Source organism: Mogibacterium sp. CM50 (genome assembly GCF_000293155.1).
Taxonomy (GTDB): Bacteria; Bacillota; Clostridia; order Peptostreptococcales; family Anaerovoracaceae; genus Mogibacterium; species Mogibacterium timidum.
Genome location: NZ_ALNL01000039.1, coordinates 43,450 through 65,926 on the forward strand (window position 1 = coordinate 43,450; position 22,477 = coordinate 65,926).

21 protein-coding genes are annotated in these 22,477 nt (G+C 45.5%); 16 read left to right on the top strand and 5 right to left on the bottom strand.

Annotation, left to right across the window (positions count from 1 at the left end; all coding sequences use genetic code 11):
* Positions 1-2 precede the first annotated feature (2 nt).
* Positions 3-2,291 (top strand): FtsX-like permease family protein, encoded by a 2,289-nt coding sequence (locus HMPREF1152_RS05835; RefSeq protein ID WP_009644328.1) that lies wholly within the window; start codon positions 3-5, stop codon positions 2,289-2,291.
* 192 nt (positions 2,292-2,483) lie between these two features.
* On the opposite strand, the gene HMPREF1152_RS09600 is transcribed toward HMPREF1152_RS05835, so the two are convergent.
* Complete coding sequence (locus HMPREF1152_RS09600) at positions 2,484-2,702, bottom strand: hypothetical protein (protein ID WP_009644372.1); 219 nt, start codon at positions 2,700-2,702, stop codon at positions 2,484-2,486.
* 507 nt (positions 2,703-3,209) lie between these two features.
* Between HMPREF1152_RS09600 and HMPREF1152_RS05845 the strand changes: the two genes are divergently transcribed.
* From HMPREF1152_RS05845 to HMPREF1152_RS05865, 5 genes are all read left to right on the top strand, one after another.
* On the top strand, positions 3,210-3,974 hold the full coding sequence (locus HMPREF1152_RS05845) for an alpha/beta hydrolase family protein (protein WP_009644235.1): 765 nt from the start codon (positions 3,210-3,212) through the stop codon (positions 3,972-3,974).
* Positions 3,975-4,052: 78 nt separating this feature from the next.
* Positions 4,053-4,937 carry a phosphoribosylaminoimidazolesuccinocarboxamide synthase gene (locus tag HMPREF1152_RS05850; protein ID WP_009644287.1) on the top strand — a complete coding sequence of 295 codons (885 nt, stop codon included), beginning with the start codon at positions 4,053-4,055 and terminating at the stop codon, positions 4,935-4,937.
* A 49-nt stretch (positions 4,938-4,986) separates the two neighbouring features.
* Positions 4,987-5,610, top strand: a complete 624-nt coding sequence (locus HMPREF1152_RS05855; protein WP_009644356.1) for a manganese efflux pump MntP — start codon at positions 4,987-4,989, stop codon at positions 5,608-5,610.
* A gap of 64 nt (positions 5,611-5,674) precedes the next feature.
* Positions 5,675-7,540: a Na/Pi cotransporter family protein gene (locus tag HMPREF1152_RS05860; protein ID WP_009644344.1), complete on the top strand. Its 1,866-nt coding sequence runs from the start codon at positions 5,675-5,677 to the stop codon at positions 7,538-7,540.
* Between the two features lie 8 nt (positions 7,541-7,548).
* Positions 7,549-8,850, top strand: coding sequence for a galactokinase galactose-binding signature (locus HMPREF1152_RS05865; protein WP_009644300.1), 1,302 nt, complete (start codon positions 7,549-7,551; stop codon positions 8,848-8,850).
* A gap of 222 nt (positions 8,851-9,072) precedes the next feature.
* On the opposite strand, the gene HMPREF1152_RS05870 is transcribed toward HMPREF1152_RS05865, so the two are convergent.
* The gene (locus HMPREF1152_RS05870) at positions 9,073-9,846 is read right to left on the bottom strand and encodes a DUF975 family protein (RefSeq protein ID WP_009644311.1); all 774 of its coding nucleotides are present in this window, start codon (positions 9,844-9,846) and stop codon (positions 9,073-9,075) included.
* Between the two features lie 219 nt (positions 9,847-10,065).
* Complete coding sequence (locus tag HMPREF1152_RS05875; RefSeq protein ID WP_009644251.1) at positions 10,066-11,376, bottom strand: DUF1015 domain-containing protein; 1,311 nt, start codon at positions 11,374-11,376, stop codon at positions 10,066-10,068.
* 258 nt (positions 11,377-11,634) lie between these two features.
* Here HMPREF1152_RS05875 and HMPREF1152_RS05880 point away from each other — a divergent pair, with 258 nt between their 5' ends.
* Complete coding sequence (locus HMPREF1152_RS05880) at positions 11,635-12,153, top strand: HD domain-containing protein (RefSeq protein ID WP_009644361.1); 519 nt, start codon at positions 11,635-11,637, stop codon at positions 12,151-12,153.
* Between the two features lie 123 nt (positions 12,154-12,276).
* On the opposite strand, the gene mnmA is transcribed toward HMPREF1152_RS05880, so the two are convergent.
* Positions 12,277-13,347: a tRNA 2-thiouridine(34) synthase MnmA gene (mnmA, locus tag HMPREF1152_RS05885; RefSeq protein WP_009644247.1), complete on the bottom strand. Its 1,071-nt coding sequence runs from the start codon at positions 13,345-13,347 to the stop codon at positions 12,277-12,279.
* Between the two features lie 202 nt (positions 13,348-13,549).
* Between mnmA and HMPREF1152_RS05890 the strand changes: the two genes are divergently transcribed.
* The 8 genes from HMPREF1152_RS05890 (at position 13,550) to HMPREF1152_RS05925 (ending at position 20,600) form a co-directional block, all read left to right on the top strand.
* On the top strand, positions 13,550-13,912 hold the full coding sequence (locus tag HMPREF1152_RS05890; RefSeq protein WP_009644259.1) for an ArsR/SmtB family transcription factor: 363 nt from the start codon (positions 13,550-13,552) through the stop codon (positions 13,910-13,912).
* A 148-nt stretch (positions 13,913-14,060) separates the two neighbouring features.
* A complete protein-coding gene (locus HMPREF1152_RS05895; protein ID WP_009644258.1) occupies positions 14,061-14,276 on the top strand; it encodes a cation transporter in 216 nt (71 codons plus the stop codon).
* A 147-nt stretch (positions 14,277-14,423) separates the two neighbouring features.
* On the top strand, positions 14,424-16,325 hold the full coding sequence (locus tag HMPREF1152_RS05900; protein ID WP_009644305.1) for a heavy metal translocating P-type ATPase: 1,902 nt from the start codon (positions 14,424-14,426) through the stop codon (positions 16,323-16,325).
* Positions 16,326-16,438: 113 nt separating this feature from the next.
* Entirely contained in the window at positions 16,439-16,870 is a 432-nt protein-coding gene (locus tag HMPREF1152_RS05905) for a Fur family transcriptional regulator (RefSeq protein WP_009644357.1), read from the top strand.
* 27 nt (positions 16,871-16,897) lie between these two features.
* The gene (locus tag HMPREF1152_RS05910; protein ID WP_009644292.1) at positions 16,898-18,256 is read left to right on the top strand and encodes an MATE family efflux transporter; all 1,359 of its coding nucleotides are present in this window, start codon (positions 16,898-16,900) and stop codon (positions 18,254-18,256) included.
* A 41-nt stretch (positions 18,257-18,297) separates the two neighbouring features.
* Positions 18,298-18,546, top strand: a complete 249-nt coding sequence (locus tag HMPREF1152_RS05915) for a hypothetical protein (protein ID WP_009644263.1) — start codon at positions 18,298-18,300, stop codon at positions 18,544-18,546.
* A 301-nt stretch (positions 18,547-18,847) separates the two neighbouring features.
* A complete protein-coding gene (locus HMPREF1152_RS05920; RefSeq protein WP_009644350.1) occupies positions 18,848-19,555 on the top strand; it encodes a queuosine precursor transporter in 708 nt (235 codons plus the stop codon).
* Positions 19,556-19,604: 49 nt separating this feature from the next.
* Positions 19,605-20,600 carry an LPXTG cell wall anchor domain-containing protein gene (locus HMPREF1152_RS05925; RefSeq protein ID WP_009644270.1) on the top strand — a complete coding sequence of 332 codons (996 nt, stop codon included), beginning with the start codon at positions 19,605-19,607 and terminating at the stop codon, positions 20,598-20,600.
* Positions 20,601-20,779: 179 nt separating this feature from the next.
* Here HMPREF1152_RS05925 and HMPREF1152_RS05930 read toward each other — a convergent pair whose 3' ends face one another.
* Complete coding sequence (locus HMPREF1152_RS05930) at positions 20,780-21,556, bottom strand: ECF transporter S component (protein WP_009644364.1); 777 nt, start codon at positions 21,554-21,556, stop codon at positions 20,780-20,782.
* A gap of 282 nt (positions 21,557-21,838) precedes the next feature.
* On the opposite strand from HMPREF1152_RS05930, the gene HMPREF1152_RS05935 reads away from it, so the two are divergent.
* Entirely contained in the window at positions 21,839-22,438 is a 600-nt protein-coding gene (locus tag HMPREF1152_RS05935) for a recombinase family protein (RefSeq protein WP_009644349.1), read from the top strand.
* Positions 22,439-22,477 lie beyond the last annotated feature (39 nt).

Below are 22,477 nucleotides of genomic sequence, written 5' to 3' on the forward strand. Positions count from 1 at the left end.
TTATGAGAAATCCAATACACAAGCGAGTGCTTCGAGAACTGTGGATAGACAGAGGCAAATACCTTGTCTTGTTTCTTTTCCTCGTAATTTCAATCGGCTTTGCGAGCGGGTACTTTGTTGCTGATGGAAGCATGCTGCGCACATATAACGAGAGCTTTGACAGGTATAGGATCGAGAATGGTCATTTTGCACTCGCTTCCAAGCCGGACGCGCACTTTGGTGATGTAATAAGCAACCTCGAGAAAAATCAAAGTATTGAGATACAGAAGCAATACTACAAGGATCAGCGTGTGACAGCGGGAAAGTACAAAGGTGATACCTTCCGTATTTTCAAGAACAGAGATAAGTTAAACAAGATATCGCTGCACGAAGGGCGGCTGCCTGAACGCGATGACGAGATTGCAATCGACAGACTTTACGCTGAGAACAATAAAATTAGCATTGGCGATAAGCTTGAGGTAAACGGCAAAGAGTTCAAGGTGTCGGGACTTAGTGCATTTTCCGACTACAGTGCGATGTTTCGTAACAACTCTGATACAGTGTTTGATGCTCAGAATTTCTCGGTGGTGATTGTGAGTGACGAGGCTTGGAATGAAATCGGGGATGACGGCATTGTATATTCTTATGCTTGGCGCAACAACAACCAGAGCCTGTCTGATAAGAAACAAAAGGATAAGGCCGAGGATATCAAGGATGAGCTGCTACAGAGGGTGATGCTGAGCGACATCGTGGCAAGGCCGGACAACAACGCGATAAAGTTCACCGGAGACGATTTTGGACATGACATGGTCATGATGCAGTGGATGCTGTACATAATCATGGTCGTAATCGCGTTTATATTCGCCATCACTGCACGAAACGGTATAGAAAAGGAAGCTCGCACTATAGGAACACTGCGTGCAACAGGATATACGAGACGTGAATTGCTGGGGTACTATTTAAGGCTGCCTATACTTCTGGCTTTGGCCGCTGCTGTAGTAGGCAATATTTTAGGATATACTCGTCTGAAAGAGCTAATTGCCAAGGCCTACTATCATAGCTACTCCCTGCCGCCATACACGACGCACTGGAACGGAGAGGCTTTTATAAAGACGACCGTCATACCGCTTATTATTATCTTGGTTGTAAATGTCCTGGTTGTTTCCATTGCACTCAGGACTGATACAATACAGTTTCTGCGAGGTGATATCAGGAACAAGAAGTCTTCCGGGAACCCTGTTAGACTTCCCAATTACAGCTTTGTCGCCAGATTCAGAACCCGTATTATTTTTCATAATATCGGTGCCTACATAACACTTGCGGTAGGAATTCTTCTGGCGGCGGTGCTTATGATGTTCGGGCTCATGCTCCATCCTATGCTGGAGCATTTCAGGGGAGATATCCAAGACAGCCAGATCGCAAAATATCAATACGTGCTGAAAGCCCCATATGAGGTGAAATACGGAGGTGCGGAAAAGTACGCTTATTCGACACTCCAAAATGAGAGAGATGAAGAAATCGGCGTGTACGGTATCACGGAAGACTCGAAATATTTCAAGGGTAAGCTGGTGAAGTCGTCAGATGAAATTGACGATAATGAAATTGAAGTCCTTGCGTCGAGCGCCTATATGGAAAAGTATAGGCTCAAGGATGGCGCGAAGGTCAAGCTACACGAGAAGTTTGGGAATAAAAAGTATACGTTTGTGCTCAAGAGATCATGCAAATATCCTGCAGCGTTAACCGTTTTTATGCCGCTGAAGACATACAACAGGGTGTTCGATAAGCCTGAGGATAACTATATAGGATATTTCTCAGACAAGAAGCTGACCGAGATAGACAAGAATTTAGTTGCAACAACAATTACCAAGAGAGATTTGGAACTCACGGCTAATCAACTGGAATCGTCAATGGGCAAAATTTTCGTCATGTTTGAGATATTTGCGACCGCACTGTACCTGCTGTTCCTGTACCTGCTCGCCAAATCGGCAATTGAAAAAAGTGCAGGTTCCATCTCGCTGGTCAAGATACTCGGTTATTCAGATCGTGAGATTGCGATGCTGTACAGCAGAGCGACAGGAATAGTTGCGATTACATCGCTTGCCATCTCAGCGGTGGTAGCAAAGCTCGTTATCAACGAGGTGTTCTATTACATGATGCTCAATTACAGCGGGTATCTGACGTATTATATAGTTCCGGCAGTGTACGTTAAGCTGCTGGCTACAGGAATAGTGGGATATCTCGTAATATCCAGGATTCTCCTCAGGCATATCAAGAGAATTCCAATGGCTATAGCCTTGAAGCAGGCCGAGTAGTTGAAAGCGTATATCACCGGGATATATCAATCCGAGGCGAGAAAATTATATTTGAACATGTGAGTTGAAGAGTTGAAACACAATTCCGCAAAAGTGGAGGAGATGTCCTCTCCTTCACAGGCTTTATCTGCGGTTTGTGCCAAACGGGTACTACACGTCTTACCCTTTACAACTAACAGATGCAGCAGCCAATCAATCATTATCAAAAAGGGTAATGATAGTGTGAAATACGAATAATAATATTGCAGTTTTTGATATAACCTCAGCAGCAGCTAAACCATCCATTACTCCGGAATTCGCTCCAAACCAAGGTTCAGAGAATATAAGATGTGTTTGCGCGCAGAAAACTATACCGACTACTGTTATCACAAGTTTAACTATTAATTTGTATTTATCCTTATAATTTTTCATTATTGATAATCCTTTATTTTGTATGCATTGTGTGAGAATACATAAGTCATAGTACCATTTCTTCAAGCTTTCAATAGTGATATTCCATTTCTTCAAAATTAAGATCGATGATAAGTACCGTATCTTCCAACATTGTATCAAAAAAGCACCCTGCATTGTACAGAGTGCTTCGATATTCGGGTAGTTCGCCTTCAAAATGTGTAATTGACATCCTTTATAGTTTTTATTTTTCAATTCACAAAATATGTACCAATGAATATTTCTCGTGTAAATGGTGGCATTTTATATATTGGAGTGGAGGATTTTTTGCTTAATGAAGCAATCATAGATTTATAAAGATATTTTGTGTCATTCGCTTGATACGAGAGGGCGGATGGATTCTGCATTGCAATTGTACATCAACCTACACTAATTACGCACTAATATAGATACAAGTTTTAACGTGTTTTAACGTGAAGCCGGAATTTGGTAGAATATACGTGACGATTAATACATGGAGTATATATAGTGATTATACGAGGCGTTACGATTAGAGAGGGAGAGCTGGCGATACACGGCAAGTGGTACATGGACGGCCGCGATGAGAAGCTCCCGACTGTTATTATATGTCACGAATTCGGAACCAACATGCGGTTCACCGGCAGGTATGCACAGATGCTGTGCAGGCAGGGGTATGCGGTGTTCTGCTTTGATTTCTGCGGTTCAGAAAGCGGTACAAGTCAGGGGCGCAAGTCGACAGAGATGAGTGTTACGACGGAAGTGGTAGATTTGCTGGTGGTGCTCGATTATGTCGAGTCGAGACCGTTTGTCAATACCGATGCTGTTTTCCTCATGGGCTGTTCGCAGGGCGGACTGGTTGCATCTTTGGCGGCTGAGAAACGCAAGGACGAGGTCAGGAAACTCGTCCTCTACTACCCGGCTCTGTCTATACCGGACGATGCTCGTAAGGGTTCAATGCTCGGAGCTGTATTTAACGGAGATGAGATACCCGAGAGCTTCAAGGTGCTTAACGACAAATTCAGATTGGGAAAGCGCTACGTCGCCGACGCTATAAAGCTCAGTGAATGGCGTGAGATGATGCGGTACAAGAACCCGGTGTTAATCGTGCATGGGACAGAGGATGAGCTTGTGGATATCGACTACGCGCGTAAGGCGGCAAAGATTTTTCCTAATGCTACGCTCGTCGAAATTGAGGGTGGCAAGCACCTGTTCCCGACATTTGAAGAGAGAAAAATTGCTGTAGAGGCGGCGATTAGATTTCTTTGGGAGTAGCAGTCGGCGTGGATTGGTGATACAATCTAGAAGGTATATTTTATTAAGAGCTGCGCTTGGGATACTAGGAGGAGCGAAATGCAGGAGTTTAAACCTTTTAAAGAAGGCAAGGTGCGTGAGATCTACGACAACGGAGACAGTTTGATTATGGTTGCCACCGATAGGATTTCAGCGTTTGACCATATTTTGAAGAACGACATTGTTGACAAGGGAGCGATTCTGACTCAGCTGTCGAAATTCTGGTTCGACCTGACAGAGGATATTGTTCCTAATCACTTGATTTCGGTAGACACGAACGATATGCCGGAATTCTTTAGAAATGAGAAGTTTGCTCGCCGCAGTACCATGTGCCGTAAGCTGGATATGCTTCCTCTGGAGTGCATTGTCAGAGGATATATTACCGGCAGCGGCTGGGCAAGTTATAAGAATACAGGCGAGATATGCGGCATCAAGCTGCCCGAAGGACTTAAAGAGTCTGAGAAGCTGCCCGAGCCAATTTACACACCGAGTACCAAGGCTGAGCTGGGAGAACACGATGAGAATATCTCCTATGAGAAGAGCGTTGAGGTGCTGGAAAAGGCTTATCCGGGTAGAGGTGAGGAGCTGGCCAAGAAGGCTAAGGAGCTCACACTTTCTGTATATAAGAAGTGTGCAGATTACGCACTGGAGAGAGGTATTATCATCGCTGATACCAAGCTTGAGTTCGGTCTGGACGAGGATGGCAACGTGGTGCTTGCGGATGAAGTGCTGACACCTGACAGCTCGCGATTCTGGCCGGTTGCCGGCTATGAGGTTGGAAGGTCACAACCTTCATATGACAAGCAGTTTGTAAGAGATTGGCTCAAGGCTAATCCTGACAGTGATTATAAGCTTCCGGACGATGTCATCGCCGGGACTATCGAGAAGTACAAGGATGCATATAAGCTGCTTACCGGAGAGGCTTTCCGGGATACCGGAATATGATTAAAATTGAGAGCTGCTAACGCGGCTCTCAAATTATGTAGGTTGTTTTATGAATTTTATGTTTTATCTGAGCAGCGTATTGCTCGGTGTCGGGCTGGCTATGGACGCTTTTACGGTTTCAATTGCAAACGGTATGAGCAATCAGAATACCGGGTTCGGTACAGCCTTGCGCATCACAGCGGTATACGCATTCTTTCAATTCACAATGCCGATGCTGGGCTGGTTCCTGGTGCATGAAGCGGTAAATGCATTAAGTTTATTCAACAGGTTCGTCCCATGGATCGCACTCATTCTACTGGTGCATCTGGGCGGACGTATGATATTCGAGGGCTTGCACGGCAGGAGTGAAGCGAACAGAGTTGAAGGTGAGCCGGACGGCTTGGAGGCGACCCTGACATCTCCAACCGGACTCGCGCTTTGGACGCTTCTATTGCAGGGCATTGCGACATCTATCGATGCATTGTCAATCGGATTTGCAATAACCGCATATGACGTCAAAATGGCGTTTGTCTGTTCGACTATCATCGCCGCGGTGACATGGGGAATGTGTGTGACGGGCATATTTATCGGTAAAAGGGTTGGAAAACTGTTTTCAGCGCACGCTACTATTGTGGGAGGCATAATTCTTGTACTGATTGGCATAGAAGTGTTTGCAAAAGGCGCACTGCTATAATAGAATTACAATGATATTGATATTCTTAATGATACGAAATTTTTAATTGTAAGGAGACATTTGATTGGAGATTTTTTTTAAAATCGTGAGTCTGCTCGGCGGACTTGCAATGTTCCTTTATGGAATGCGCATCATGGGAGATGGTCTAAAGTCGACTTCCGGTGGTGCTATGAAGGCGGCACTTGCGAGAGTTACCGATAAGCCGTTTAAGGGCTTTCTTCTCGGATTGGTCGTAACATGTATGATCCAGAGCTCTACTGCTGCAATTGTGCTTACAGTAGGCCTGGTAGGTGCGGGCTTTCTGACATTCAGACAGTCGATCGGAATCGTGCTGGGAGCCAACGTAGGAACAACTATTACGGCACAGATTATCAGACTGATGGACGTCAAGGCAGGGTCATCAAGCATCCTGTACTTCTTCAAGTCTGACAACCTCGCTCCGATGGCACTGATCGCAGGCATTATCCTGATTATGTTTATCGGATCCAGATCAGCGACCACGGCCGGAACCATACTCATGGGCTTCGGTACGCTGTTTGTAGGGCTTATGAACATGAGTGCAGCTGTTTCGCATATGGGGGATATGCTGAGCAGGCTGCTTGTATCGTTTGAAGGCAACCCGCTGCTAGGGTTCCTATCAGGAGTATTTGTTACAGGCATAATCCAGAGTTCATCGGCGGTAGTCGGAATACTGCAGTCCATCGCGAGTACCATCGGCATCAAATTCTGTGGAGTATTTGCAGTAATAATCGGTGTCGATATAGGTGACTGCCTCACAACATATCTGGTGTGTCGCATCGGCGCAAAGCCGGAGCAGATTAGAACCGCACTCGTGCATATCCTGTACAACGTGACAGCGTCAATTCTGCTGTTCATCGTGGTTGGCGTTTTCAGAGGAACCGGTATCATCGATGACAATCTGTGGTTCATGACGCTTAGAGCCGGAGGAGTTGCTAATGTGCACGGATTATTCAAACTGATCCCGGCGCTGATACTGCTCCCATGCGCAGGCCTGTTTGCAAAAGTCGCAGAGCGTCTGGTACCGGATCAGCCGGAGGATCCTGAGGATACGATGATCAAGGAGAGTATCAAGCAGCTTGACCTCAGGCTTATCACCAACCCTAGAATTGCCCTCGGTGAGACTCACTCGATGACGAGCAATATGTTTGAGGTATCTCTGCACAACTATACGGCTTGTATTCAGCAGATGTACGAGTATGATCCTAAGCGTAACGAGCGTATGAATCAGCGCGAGGACATGATTGACATGATGACTGACGTGGCGGACAAGTACGTGGTAGAAATTTCGCCGCATATTACGCTCGACTATGATGACAGGTACCAGAGCTTCTTGATGAAGGGGCTGGTAAGCATCGAAAGGATCGGCGACCTGGCAATCAATATCATGCAGTCAATCATCAACATGAAGAGTGAGGACGTGCAGTTTTCCAACGTCGCTATGGCTGAGCTCAGAGTGCTCATGACTGCTGTCAATGATATCCTGGAGATGACAGCAGACGCATATAAGGAAAAGAGCCACAGCATGGCTCAGAGAATAGAACCTCTTGAAGAGGTTATCGACGAGCTGGTAGATAAGGTTAGACGCAGACACATGTGGAGGATGAAGCATAATCTGTGTGAAGTTGTCCGCGGTATCAGCTTCCAGAATATTATTCAGAATCTCGAGCGTATATCGGACCAGTGCTCTGACCTTGGAGTCAACATACTTGGTATCGAGGACGAGTCGATTAACGGCAACGAGCACCAGTATCTGAGGGATATTCATCATTCGGATGATCCGCTGTACAACAGGCTGTTTGCAAAATATAAGGCTAAATACATGGGTGTTCTCGATTCTATTGCAGTCGATTCGGTAAACGGGAATGAGGAAGAAGTCGAGAAGCAGCTTAAGCTGGATATTGAGATTTAACAGGCATTATGAAGACAACCAACAAATTGCTTTTTGAATTACAGGACGGAGTATATGATTCGTGCATCGAGGCTGTGACCGGCCCTGGCAGCGACTCTCGCATGAGGGAGAGTCTTGAGGCTGCACTGCACGGCTTCGAGGGAGACTTCGGGCAGATGGAAGTATCTGTATACGGCGCTCCGTTTGCAGTGCCGCTGCTGGGAGAATTTACCGAACCTCAGAATGGTGCTGTTCTCAGCGCAGCGATAGATAGCGAACTCATCTTGGTGATATGCGAGTCGGAAGACAAGATGGTTCACCTTTATTCAGAAGCAAAGGGTCTTATAGAGCTGGATCCTTGGGGTCTTAAACGCAATGAGAACGAAATGCGCAGCGAGAAAGGTCTGGTTCGCGGAATCCTGTCAGAACTGAAACAGCGCGGATATGAGATTGGGGGATTCAATGCGTACATACTCGGTAGAGCGCCATTTGATATAGACGAGATATATGTACCTACCCTCGAGGTGCTCCTGACGAGAGCGATATATGAACTCTTCAACTCAGGGGAGCTGAGCAAGTATGAGCTCGCAGAGATAGGGCAGGGTGCATCAAACTCTCATTATGATATTCCGAGCGGGATCGCTCGTCAGCTGGCTGCAGAGATGGGAGGAATAAGCTTTGCGGATTTCAAGAGGCCGGGTATCCCGATTTCGAGCAAGGTTGCGGGCGAAGCGTTGCCGCGCGATTACAGGATTGTGCTTACACAGCTTTATCCGAAGGCTATTCTTAACGAACGTACAGATATAGATGCGTTGGGAGATGTAGCTAGGGAGCTGAGACAGGCAGCCGGCGTGATTGGAACCGGGGTCCTGAGAGATGTGCCAAATGATGTGGTTATAGAGCATTCGGCAGCCATACGTGACAAGCTGGGTGACAGAGCCCTGTTGAGATCATTTTGCTATATGGGGGAAGTTGTGCGAACCCTTGAGGCCGGCAGCTACATTATCACCGATGATGTCGATAAATTCTTGAATACTTTCAAGCTGGCAGGAAACTCGCGTTTTAAGTATCTGCAGTCGTATGGTGTAGCAAATGCTCCGACCTTTGAGGACCTTGCAATCGCGCTTGCAGTAAGCGACGAGCTCCTATATGATGGCGGCGCTTCGGCAATTATGGGAGACGGAACGAAGGGGATCTCCATTGCAATTGCCGGATCCGGGAGAGTCGATGATTATGTCAAATCCATGCAGCTGATATTTGGCAGCGGATCTGAGGATGAGATTTCGGATGTGTGTTGCTTCAGTAGCTGCGGACTGTTCAGATTAGTGTGAACGGCACGAGGAAGCCTTCCGGCAAATTGTCTGGCAGGCTTGCTGATGAGCCGGGAACAAACATCACGATGGAGTTCGTGCCCGGACACGCTGTTGATAAGTATAATATATAGCGAATACAAAACGCTGCACTCCCCGCAAAGAGTGCAGCGTTTTCAGTACCGTTGTTATATTAAAATCAGCTTTTAGTGTGAAACAGTTCGGGCAGGCATGCTCGTAACATCAGCGAACACTTTCGGTACTGTCATATCCTCCAACGCTGTCAGCTCCAACCCTATAGTCATCTCCGGACTTGCCTGCGAGCAGCCTGTATAGTTCCGCGCCGCTGGCCAGCATGTACGGGAAGGTCCAAAATATTCCTACGATTCCTCCGGTGATTACGCTGAGCAGATGCCAACCTATAAACGAGAGATCAAATACAAAAGACTTCCATTTATTGCCCATCATCATTTCTTCGGAACGTGCAAGCGCTTCGTTGGTATTGATATCCGGATTCTCTGCCAAGATGTATGGAACCATTCGGTACGCATAGGATTTGATTATTCCCGGAACAATCAGAACGAGTGTCCATAGGAATATCCAAAGGTTACTGAAGAACATGGTTTTAGTAACATTGAGGTAATTGCTTTTGAATCCGTCACCGAGATGCGTTCCCTTAGCTTCACCCGTAGAGTTGTGAAGGAAAAACGAGTATATGCTCACATTGAGCGGGTTTAAGACAAATATTCTGACAGCAAGTCCAATCGTGAAAGTTATCAGAAATACGCCCAGAATAATTATGCTTAATTGATACAGCGTATAGCTGTCTGCCATGCTATATGACGATGAGGAATGAATGGTGTTATGTGAATCAGAGGTATGTCCGAATTTGCGTATTACGGTTAAGCCACCGGCTACAAATAATACATATATCAGGCTCACGAGCACCGAATTCCAGTAGTTTGCCATGAATCGTTTTCTGCCCTTAGCTCTAAGCTCCGGTCTGTTTATCAACATATTTATCTCCTTTATCTCCTTAAATTTAATGTACGTCTACAATAGGATAAATTACCGATTATGTCATGTCAATTTGATACCGTGCACTTTAAGAAAAATTTAAATACGGGCAGCGAACTGTCCCGACTTACCGGAACAGTATCGTTACCCGCATGATTATTTGAACTTGAAGCCTGCGCTGCAGTAACCTGTGGCCGGCTTGATATGCGTCCTCCCTTGCTACTTGCCGATATATCTGCTCTCGATGTAGTAGCGCTTCTCGTTAGCTTCGCCCATCGAGAACGTCTTTCTAGGCAGTGCGCCATCTGCTGCGACTGCAGGGAAGAGCATGAACTTGTCCATAGCCGGAAGTGCGAAGCCGGCATTGCCGGTCTCGGCAGAAAGCGACTCAAGCGCCTTGGTGCCGTGGATGTAGTCGATGTCCACGGATTTTCTCTCTTTAACCAACACGTCCAGAGCATTCTGAAGAACACCTACCTCCAGCTGAGCGGAAGGTCCTTCTACGATGATGGTTCCTCTTACTCCACCCGCCAGGCATGGAATTGCAAATCCGCCAGCCGGAGCAGCTGTTCCCTCCGGGGCGAGGTAGGCCTTCTCGTTCTGCTCGTTGAGCAGCTCAACTGCCTCCTGTACAAGCTCCTCACCGGACTGTCCGTTCTTGGCAAAGATGACACGGTGAATTGGCTCAAATACGATACCCTCGTCGTGGATGTTCTCAATTTCGCATAGTGCATATCTCGCAGGGTGAGTTTCAATTTCCTCCGGGGATAGAGTTTTCTTGATATTTTCCCAGTTAGTCTTAGCTGTAGCGAGCGAGTGGTTGCCGTCCCCCATAGCCTGGAAGATTACATTACCGGCACCATACTTCGCCTCTGCCTTGTCGTATAGAGCGGAAAGCGCTGCCTGTGCACCGGCAAGCTCTTTTTCCTCGATGAAGCAACCGGTGATATGTCCGCCATCGAGCATTAGGTCTGTATCGTAGATCTGCTTCATAGGTGCGTTGACAAGTGGCTCTATTACACTCTTGTCCGGGTCGTCGATAAGAATCAGAATGTGTGGGAGCTCAATAGGAGCACCTTCTCTGATTCTAAGTCTAGGTGGAATTCTTTCAACAACAGTTCCCTCGGTGGCTCTGGTGAGCGATGTGGAACCCTTGTTAAAGTCATAAGCTTCGAGGTCTGTAGCTATTACGAGACCGAGACGAGTACGTCCTTCGGCGGTTCTCTTGACTAGCATGCAGCCGGATGCGAGGGTCTCGAGCGTGCCGTCGGACATGTATTTGTCCATATTCTCGCGGATAGCTTTGATTCTATCTGCTTCACCTTCCTTATCCAGATAGATTTCAGGCAGCATGAGGCGAAGTGCCGATGGTGCATCTCCAACAATTTCTTCTACCTGCTTCCAATACTCAGGTTCAGAAGTATACTGGTCACAGGCTACCACAGCCCACTTTTCGTAGTCTGTACCGTCCTTAGGTACCATTATTTCAGGGATATGGAAACCAAACTTGTTCCAATTATACATTGCCATTGCTTTAATACCTCCTGTGGTCATTCAATTTATATATTCCCGACATTTCTATTATTTATTATCGAAGCGCAAAATGCAATAATTCAATTCTGTTTATAGATTAAAACAAAAAATGTTTTCAAGTCTGGTAAAGTTAATACAGGTTGCTGTATATTAGTCAATGACGTGAGACTTGTTTTACAAAAAAGAAAAAGATCGTTTATTATAAATTAGAATATATCCGTAAGAATAAAGAGTTTATATATAAGTAGGATAAACATGTACATAGACAGAGAGAAACAGTTAGAATTATTTGATAAATACAATACGCCGGAGCGCGTGAGACGTCATTGCAACGAGGTTGCGAGGGTTGCTCGCATAATCGCGGAGAGACTCAACTCCAAGGGCTATGACATTAATATTGATGAACTCTATGGAGCGGCGCTGGTGCACGATGTGCTGAGAGCTGAGAAGGAGCATGACAAGCGCGGTGCGGAAATCCTGCTCGGACTTAATCTGCCCCGTGAGGCGGAGCTGGTCAGACGTCACATGACGTACGAGCCGTTCAATCATGCCGGAGACTTTGAGGAAATAGACATCCTGTGTCTGGCAGACAGGGTGGTAAAGGAAGACCGCTATGTGGGGTTAGATGAACGCATGCAGTACCTGATAGATAAGCCGGGCAAGAATCCTGAGCGGACAGCGAGGATACTCAAAGCCAAGATGCATACTCAGGGCATTATCGATGAACTTGAAGCTGTTATGGGCATAAGCCTGGATGCTCTGTGTGAAAAGTAATTCTGCTTGCCCATCCTATGACCCGGGGGTGCTGTGACCCGGGGTGTTTTTCGGTTAAATTTCTGCATAGATTGATGCAGAAGCTGTTTGCGGATGTCGGATAATGTGCCTTACGATTATAGACTATAGACAGATTATTCCGCCGCCGAGCACGTAATCTCCGTCGTAGATGACGACTGATTGACCTCCGGTGATAGCACGCTGCGGTTCATCGAATATGATTCTGACTTCGGTTTCGTTAATAGGGATGATTGTTGCAGGAGCCTCCTTGTGCTTGTAGCGAATTCTGGCCTTGGCTCTAAACTTCGCGTCCGGGCATGCGATTGATACCCAGTTGAAATCCCTGGCGACCAGCTCTCTTGTAAATAGATCCTCGTTTGATCCGAGCACTACCTCATTGTTTTCTACATCAATATACTGCACATACATTGGTTGCTTGAGGGCGAGACCGAGACCTTTTCTCTGCCCAACCGTATAGTGGATGATGCCCTTGTGTACGCCGAGCACATTGCCATCCATATCTACGAAGTTGCCAGGCTCGTGTCTTTTGCCGGTATACCTTTCGATAAACGCGGCATAGTTTCCGTCAGGAATGAAGCAGATGTCCTGACTCTCCCTGCGTTTTGCGTTTATGAAGCCATGATCTTCAGCGATTTTGCGGGTTTCCGCCTTGTGTAGAAGCCCGAGAGGGAACATCGTGTGTGCAAGCTGTTCCTGTGTTAGCGTGTACAGCACGTAGCTTTGATCCTTGGACAGATCCGCAGCTTTCTTGAGCTTGTATCTGCCGTCATCCCCATGTTCAATTATCGCGTAGTGGCCGGTGGCGATATAATCTTGATTCAATTCTTGACCGGCTCTGTACAGCTCGTCGAATTTTAATGTTCTGTTGCATTCGATGCATGGGTTAGGTGTCAGACCGTGCTCATAGGCATCGATAAATTTATCGATGACCTCTCTTTCAAACTCAGCCCTGAAGTCATATACCGTAAAGAGAATATCTAATTTATTTGCCACGCTGCATGCATCGTTTATGCTGTCAAGGCTGCAGCACGTTCCGGAACTGATACCAATCGTATGGTTATCATATAGCCGCATTGTTACGCCGGTCGTTTCGTAACCGGCATTTCGTACGAGAAGGGCAGCTACACTGCTGTCTACACCGCCGCTCATAGCGACGAGAACTTTCTTGCACATGTCTAGTCTCCTGATCTGTATTTAGCTTACAAATTATATCATATAAAACATGTGCCGGTCTGAGCACGAGAAAAATCACATTATATTTTAATAAAAGCATATTGACGCGAATACATATTAGGAGTATATTCTAAATAGACATATGAATAATTGCTCATATGAACGAATGTGAAATTCATTTTCGTGTTGAAAAGGAGAGCGCATGGCTATTAATGATACACCTCACTGCGAGATTAGCGAAGTACACGGCAGCACAGTAGAGCGGGTAGTGGGAGCAATGCCCGACGAAGACGAAATCTTTGATTTATCTGAATTATTCAAGGTATTTGGCGATTCCACCAGAATGAAGATTCTGTTCGCACTTTTCGAAGAAAAGCTGTGCGTGTGTGACCTTGCCGAGGCTTTGGGCATGACACAGTCTGCTATATCCCATCAGCTCAAGCTTCTGAAGCAGGCCAAGCTGGTCAAGTTCTCGAGAGCCGGCAAGATGGTGATCTATGAGCTGGCCGATGAGCATGTCAGGACTATAATCGCTGTCGGCAGAGAGCATATCGAAGAGCTATAGCTCTAAATAGACGGCTTATATATAACGGCATGGGTCTTATATCATGGCGAATAGCGTACTTTGATGTGGATCTGTCAGGCAGCGGTGTAGATTACACCGACGAAATTTATAAACCAATGCAAGGTATCAGTATAAAAAGGAGTAAATCATGAAGAAAAAATTCAAGTGCGAGATTGATTGTGCGAACTGTGCAGCAAAGGTTGAAGATGCAATCAAGAAGCTGGATGGGGTTGAGGATGCCAAGGTTAACTTTCTGGCTCAGAAGTTCACTCTTGTTGCAGCTGATGATAAATTTGACGAAATTCTGACTACAGCTATCAAGACAGGCAAGAAAATTGAGTCGGAGTTTGAGGTTGAGCTGTAAGCAATAAACTGATCAAGCTCTTGGGAATAATCTATTTTCTTGGATATATGTGCAGCGATTTGCTTAGAATATTATGCGCGAACTTATATTGGGACGCTTGTAACGAAATATACTGGAGCGGAACACTTGTAACGAGGTAGACCGGAGATGAACAAAAAACAGCGTAATAGAAACAAACGAATAGTGGTCGCTCTAATATGCTTTGCTGTGCTTATGGCGCTGAACATTACCGGCAAGCTCAGGGGACTGAACGGTTACGTGCTGTTCATAATCTATTTCATTCCATATCTGATTGTCGGCTGCGATGTAATAGTCAGAGCCGCAAAGAACATTAGCAATGGTCAGGTCTTTGATGAAAATTTTCTGATGATGATTGCGACCTTCGCCGCATTTGGACTGGGTGCTTTCGGCGACGCTCAGTATTCCGAAGCTCTCGCCGTGATGTTGTTCTATCAGATAGGTGAAGCTTTTCAGGATTACGCAGTCGGACAATCCAGGGCGTCTATAACAGAGATGATGGAGATAGCGCCGGAATCCGCGTTTATATTGAATGGAGACAGTGCTGAAGAGGTTTCTCCCGATGATGTTGAGATTGGCAGCATAATCGTTATCAGACCCGGAGATAAGGTGCCGCTTGATGGAGTGGTTATAGATGGAAGCTCCTTCCTTGATACGTCTGCACTCACAGGAGAGTCAGTTCCCAGAAGGGTGTCAGAAGGCGATGATATCATATCCGGCTGTGTGAACGGTGAAGGAACGCTCAAGGTTAAGGTTACCAGGGAGTATGATGATTCCACAGTTGCCAAGATTCTTGAGCTTGTTGAAAATGCAAGCACGAGGAAGGCGGTGCTCGAGAACTTCGTTACGAGGTTTGCGAGAGTATACACACCGATTGTAACCATCGGCGCCGCACTGCTGGCCCTCATACTGCCGCCGGCATTCAACTTATCCTGGGCAGACGGTATCGAAAGAGCCTGCAACTTCCTGATAGTATCTTGCCCATGTGCACTTGTCATATCTGTTCCGTTGGGTTTCTTTGGAGGCATAGGAGCTGCATCTAAGCTGGGAGTGCTCGTCAAGGGAAGTAATTTCCTCGAGGCAGCCGCAAGCCTTGATACTATGGTGTTTGATAAGACGGGAACGCTCACCGAGGGAGAATTCAAGGTATCAAAGGTCGTGCCTGCAGAGGGCGTCAGCAAAGCAGAGCTGCTGGAGCTGGCGGCATATGGTGAGCTGTATGCAACTCATCCAATTGGCAAGTCCATACTTGAAGCCGTGGAAAGCGATAGTCTGGATACGAGCAGATTGAACGATTTGCAGAATATCTCAGGCAAAGGAACGACAGCTGATCTGGATGGGAAGCGTCTGTTGGTCGGAAGTCACAAGCTTATGGCGGAAAATAGCATTTCGAATATCAGCGATGGATATACTGCTGAAGCCGGGACGCTGACATTCGTATCATATGACGGAGTATATAAGGGATACATAGTAATTTCGGATACTGTCAAGGAGAACGCGAAAGAAAGTATAGCTGCTGTCAAGCGCGAGGGCATCCGCAAGACTGTTATGCTGAGCGGAGACAGGCAAGCTGCTGCAGAGACTGTGGCGAAGGAGCTCGGGTTGGATGAGGTTAAGTACGAGCTGCTCCCTGCAGATAAAATCTCTGAGTTAGAGAAACTGATCGGCAATAGGTGTGAGGGCGACGGCAAGCTCGGATATGTGGGTGACGGTATCAACGACGCACCGGTTCTCATGAGAGCCGATGTGGGGATTGCCATGGGCTCGCTCGGATCTGATGCAGCAATCGAAGCAGCGGATATCGTGCTTATGGATGATGATCTCCGCAAGCTTTCATTAATTCTGAGAATTGCACGCAGGACTATGAAAATCGTAAAATCCAACATCGCATTTGCAATCGGTGTCAAGATCATCATACTGATTTTATCAGCGATTGGACTTGCCTCGATGTGGATGGCGGTATTTGGAGATGTAGGTGTCAGCATAATCTGTATCCTCAACTCGATGCGGGTACTTCGGTACAAGCAATAACGATATTTTCATGCACCGTTTGACTTAGCAAATGAAAAGGAATAAAATTAAATCGGTTTTCAATTCATGGGAGTTGAAAACCGATTTTTCTGGGAATCTATAGGGGTGAGATTGTGGAAGCTAAGAAAAGATATAGAACTAAGCAGTACGATGAACTGGTGGAGTACATCTCTTCGATTCCGGGACAGCATTTTACGGTTAACGATCTGTATATGCATTTTGCCGGAAAGGATCAGGCGATTGGTGTCACTACGCTTTACAGACATCTGCAGCGCATGATTGGCGAGGGTATCGTCAGCAAATACGCAGTCGGTACAACCGGGGCGGCCTGTTTCGAATATGTAGGAGGTAACGAGTCCGGTGAGACAGCTAACGCATATCATTGCAAGTGCGAGGGCTGCGGCAAGCTTATTCACGTATACTGCGACAAGATAATGGATATAGAGAAGCACCTCGAGGAGGAGCATGGTTTTAAGGTGGATCCGTTCCGCACGGTTTTCTACGGGCTGTGCGGAGACTGCATGTCCGAAGCGTCTGACAAGTAACAGTGTGTAATGCAGGGTGTTAAGGGAATGAAATCTAATGATATGAGCGACCTTCTCCATGGTAGTATATGGAAGAAGGTTTTAATTTTTGCTTTGCCTCTGGCATTGACCAGCGTGCTACAGCAGCTATTCAGTGCGGCTGACGTAGCGGTACTCGGTACGTTTGTCGGCAAAAACTCCATGGCGGCTGTCGGCAGCAATGCACCGGTCGTCGGACTGATTATCAATTTGTTTGTAGGAATTTCGGTCGGAGCCAACGTAATGCTGTCCAGATTTACCGGCTCAAACGATAAGGCCGGTGTCAGCAGGGCTGCGCATACGGCAATTATACTTGCTGTTATAAGCGGGCTGATTATTGCTGTAGTCGGTAATCTTATCGCGGGGCCAATAGTCAAGATGCTGGAGGTGCCAAGCAACATTGCGCCGCTTTCGATCAGATATTTGAGGATCTATTTCGGCGGTATGCCGTTTATCATGCTGTACAATTTTGAATCGGCGATTTTTAGAAGTCAGGGTGACACCAAGACGCCACTCATATGTCTGGCTACCTCGGGAGTAGTTAACGTGGCTCTCAACCTTTTCTTCGTGCTGGTAGTGGGCATGGATGTCGAGGGAGTTGCAATTGCAACGGTAATCGCTAACGTAATTAGCTCAGGGCTGCTCCTGTGCTTCCTCAGAAACCATGACGGTGCAGTGCGCATTCATCTCAGCAAGCTCAAGCTGGATCGTCGCATCACCTCTACAATCCTTAAAATAGGTATTCCTTCCGGTGTACAAGGTATGGTATTTTCTATATCCAATCTGCTCATCCAGTCGGCTATCAATGGGTTAGGTTCTGATGCAATGGCCGGTGCTACGGCTTCGTTCAATATCGAAATTATGGCGTATTATATTTCAAACGCATTCGGACAGGCAGCTGTTACATTTATCGGTCAGAACCATGGAGCGGGAAACTACAAGCGCTGCAAGGACATCATAAAACAGACTTTAATATTGAACTGGCTGTCGATGATAATATTTGGCGCATTCATGATAATATCCGGAAAAGGCGTACTAGCCATATTCAACAACGATGCATCTGTTATTCAATACGGATATGTAAGACTTACGATACTGATGCTTGCGGAGGTTCTCAACGCCACGATTGAGACGTTGTCAGGTGGTATGAGAGGCTATGGACACTCACTGGGCCCTGCGATAGTGACTCTAATCGGGGTGTGCGGCTTCAGAATAGTGTGGGTATACACGTTCTTTGAAATTGATTCTACATGGTTCAATCTGATGCTGGTCTATCCGGTTAGCTGGGGCTTGACTGCGGTGATGATGACCTTTGTATATTTAAGAACACTCAAGAAGGTATTGCCTAATACGGAGGCATTAGTCTAGAATATATACGGATATAACGAAATTTGCGAAAGGGGATTGTGATGAGACTTCCTGCAGCTATTGATACATTTGCAGATACATATCTGGTGCCGCATGCCGGCGCGATATCCTGGGCAGCGATGCTTGTGATTTTCGTGCTGTTTGGCTATATATGCTATAGGGCTCGTGCAAATAAGCCGCTCAAGGGCATACTGCCTGCGGCTGTAATCATATGGGCGATAGTCCTCGTGCTGCTCACTGTTATCACCTTCGCAAGCGAGGAGGGGTCGTTTTCATTCCTTCGCGTATAGGCTGTGCACGGAAACAATTTCATACAGCAGTTCGAAACCATCCTGCTTTATCAAAACTACGGGTACTGGGAATACGAAAGTAAGCCGGCGTTTTGTTTTACGCCGGCATTTTATTTGTCTGTTAATGCAAAATACAGTGGAATCGGTATTTGATATAACATTTAGAGCGACGTAGCTTCAGAGCTGAGCGTGATACGCGGAATGCGATTAGAACTGAAACCGAGTAAGATGATTTCCGGAAATTGTAGATTAAGAAAGGAGCGTTCGGACTCATACACTCTGAATCCGGACAAAACACACTATGAGTAATGAATTACTGTTGGTCATCACTTTGATTGTAGAATACAGCGCTGTCGTGCTGATGTACAAATATCTGGGCAGGGACGGACTCTACCTGTGGACAGTGCTTGCGACTATAACTGCAAACATTGAAGTTCTTATCCTCGTAAAGGCGTTCGGTATGGAGATGACGCTGGGGAACGTCTTATTTGCGACAACCTTCCTGGTCACTGATATTGCGAGTGAGATATATGGCAAAAAAGACGCACATAAAGCTGTGCACCTCGGTGTTGCGACATCCGTTGCCTTTGTGGTTATAAGTTCGTCGTGGCTTCTGTATTCACCCGGTGCAAGTGACTTTGCATCACCTGCAATCAGAGAAATATTCTCACATACACCAAGGCTGATGTTTGCAAGTCTGGCAGTATATGTAATTGTGCAGTATTTCGACGTATGGCTGTATCATAAGTGGTGGGATTTCACGAACAAGAGATTCGGAGATAAGGAGAAATTCCTGTGGCTCAGAAATAACGGTTCAACGTTATTGTCTCAGCTAGTGAATTCTGCATTATATACAGTATTTGCATTTGCGGGAGTATATGACACCGGGACAGTAATAGCACTTATCTTCTCGACTTACGTCATCTATATCGTGACCAGTCTCTGTGATACCCCGTTTGTATATATATGTAGATTGATAGCGCGTAAGAAGGGTGATGTAGCTGCTTAAAACTATAGCTCAGAGTATTCCTTCCTTAACATATGTTGCAGGAATGGATATGTTTGATTATATATCAAAACCGGAATTACAGGATAATGAGGGTGCTAATGGTGATCCGAACTATCAAGATGATAAATACCACAATCCATTTAATTTCAGTTTTAAATCTGATTTTATTAGAGACAGGGATCAATTGAACGTATATGGTGACATTTCTGTTAACAATAATACTGAGAATGCATCTGTAGGATCACATGCTATTGGCGATAAACTTAATCTTGATTTTTCCGTGAAATTAGACAATCTTAGCAAATGGCAAAATAGCAGGTTGTGGTGGGATATTAATGGACACTCAAAGGGAATGGCATGGAAAACTCATGGAACAGAAGGCTATATAGCTACTGATTCAGAATTAGTATTTGTCCTCAATATACCTAGAGGTATTACAGTTCCTAATGTTAATGATTTGAAGTTTAGAGTTGAAGGTTTAAATTCTCTGAAATTTAAGAAAGCAGAAAGAGTGGGCGATAAACTCATAATTCGGATACATCCTTCGTTAAATGAGAACGGATATTTATCTGCTAGAGACTATTATGCTTACCTAAAAACAATTAGTACTGTAAAAGTGAGTGTTGAAGGGCTTTCGGTCAATAGCAAGGCTGCTGTAAATGAAAATGTAACTATCACTGGAAGTGTTGTGGGAGTACAGGATGAACTTGTAACAGATTCTATGGAAGTTGCAAAGAATAAGGCTGGTGCAGGTTCAGATGATGTAAGAGCAGCTTATTTCTTTGCTGCTAAACAGTCTAATGCAGGAAGAGATGCAGCGGCACCAAAGGATAAGCCTAATTTAATCTCATACACATTTAAGGTAAATAAGGCTGCTGATAATCCAGTTCCGAATAAACCGGCAAAACCTGTAAAGCCGACAAAGCAAAACAGATTGCCGAGGACAGGAGATAATGCAGACTGGTTATTATATGCTGTGTTTCTTGGCGTATCAGGAGCAGTACTTGGCGGCATAGGATATCGGAGAAGAAGAAAAGAGAACTAATATTATTAATCTGTAGTAAATGCGAAAACCGACCTCTCAAGGATTAAAGCTAACCTTGGAGGTCGGTTTTGCGTGTATAAGATAAACCACGTGTACAAGCTATAAGTGGTCGATTCTACTGTATTTGGTTGAATATATAGCGTTCTAAATATACTATTCTATAAGTATCGCGACGAAATCTATGCTTTATTTGATGGATTTACTCCCATATATCGTGTCAATGCCTTGGTGATTATTGTGCCTAGTGCACAACACACGACAGCCTCGACCAGCCCTTGGAATCCTACAAGTGCAACTACAAAGTTCAAGGGATTACTTACCCCCAGAGTATGAACCAGATTCTGAATGTAGCTTGTGTTGTAGAACGCAAGAACAATAAATCCCATGAAGAATAGTGTGTTGAGTAGAGGTGCGCTGATCGATCCGATTGAATATGCTATTGTTTTGCCTTTAACAGCCTTATTAACTGCCATGAAAATAAGACCAACGCACAGACCCATCAATATCCTCATCACAACACAGAGTATAAACGTCTTGACAGGTGCAAACTGAAAGAATGCTCCGGTCATAACGGACGCTCCCGAGATTGCATCCATAAAGCTGACTATTCCAAATACTCCGCCAAGGACGGCTCCTGCAATCGGACCCATAAGAACGGCACCAATTGCAACGGGAAGCGTCAGGAATGACATGTACAGCGGTCCTACAGGTACGCTCCCTAATCCTGTCAGCTTCATGACTATTTCAATAGCCACCAGAAGCGCAAGCTGCGCAAGAAACTTAGAGTTAGATAACTTCTCTCTCATAATAACCTCCTTCTGCCGTTCCACGAGCGGATACAGCGATGAGCTCGGGTTTATCCCGAAGAAATGACAACCGGCGCCAGATGAAACTTCAGGTCTTACAAATACTCTATCGCGCATCAAGGCTGCGACGAGATTATTGCTGTAGTTCATTGTCGCCACATGGGATTATAGCAATTTACATGCACGTTGACAATATATAATCATGCTTACGATTATGCAGATAAGATATATTCCCTGAAATGTAAAACGGAGGTAGATATTAAGAGCAACTGCCGAGAGAACATTTATTGCGAGAGAAGAAAGCTACGGGCGCGAGTGAACCCTTTGCATAATAATCAAATCAAGTATTAATTTTAGAAAGCATCAGACATGTATGTAAAAGATGATTATGGTAATAATTGTGAAAGAATATTGTGAGGAGGTTTTTATGCGATGCGCTATGGATATGTGCGAGTTTCCAGCAGAGATCAGAACATTGCACGTCAGATGTCTGCTATCTCTGATTACGGTATAGAAAAGAAATACATTTTCATCGACAGGGAGTCAGGAAAGGACTTTGAACGAAAAAATTATCGCAGAATGCTGAAGAAACTTAAGGCGGAGGATGAGGTATATGTCAAATCCATAGATCGGTTGGGTCGGAATTATGATGAAATCATTAGGCAGTGGCAGATTATTACGAAGGTGAAGGAAGCACATATTATTGTGATAGATTTCCCTTTGCTGGATACCAGACGCAAGTCAAATGGACTTACCGGGCGGTTTATATCGGATTTGGTACTGCAGATACTTTCATATGTGGCTGAAGTGGAACGGGAAAATATTCATCAAAGACAGAAGGAAGGTATTCGAGAAGCGAAAAAACGGGGTGTTACCTTTGGCAGACCGAAAAAAGAAATCCCGGAAGATTTTACTTTTGTGGCAGAAGAATGGAGAGAGGGAAAAATCAGCCTGCGAGAAGGTGCGAGACTTTTAAGAACAAACCATACATCCTTTGGGCGATGGTTGAAACAGACCGGTTATAAGGAGTAACTGCCGTGGCTTTCATGTATATTACATTTAGCATCCTAC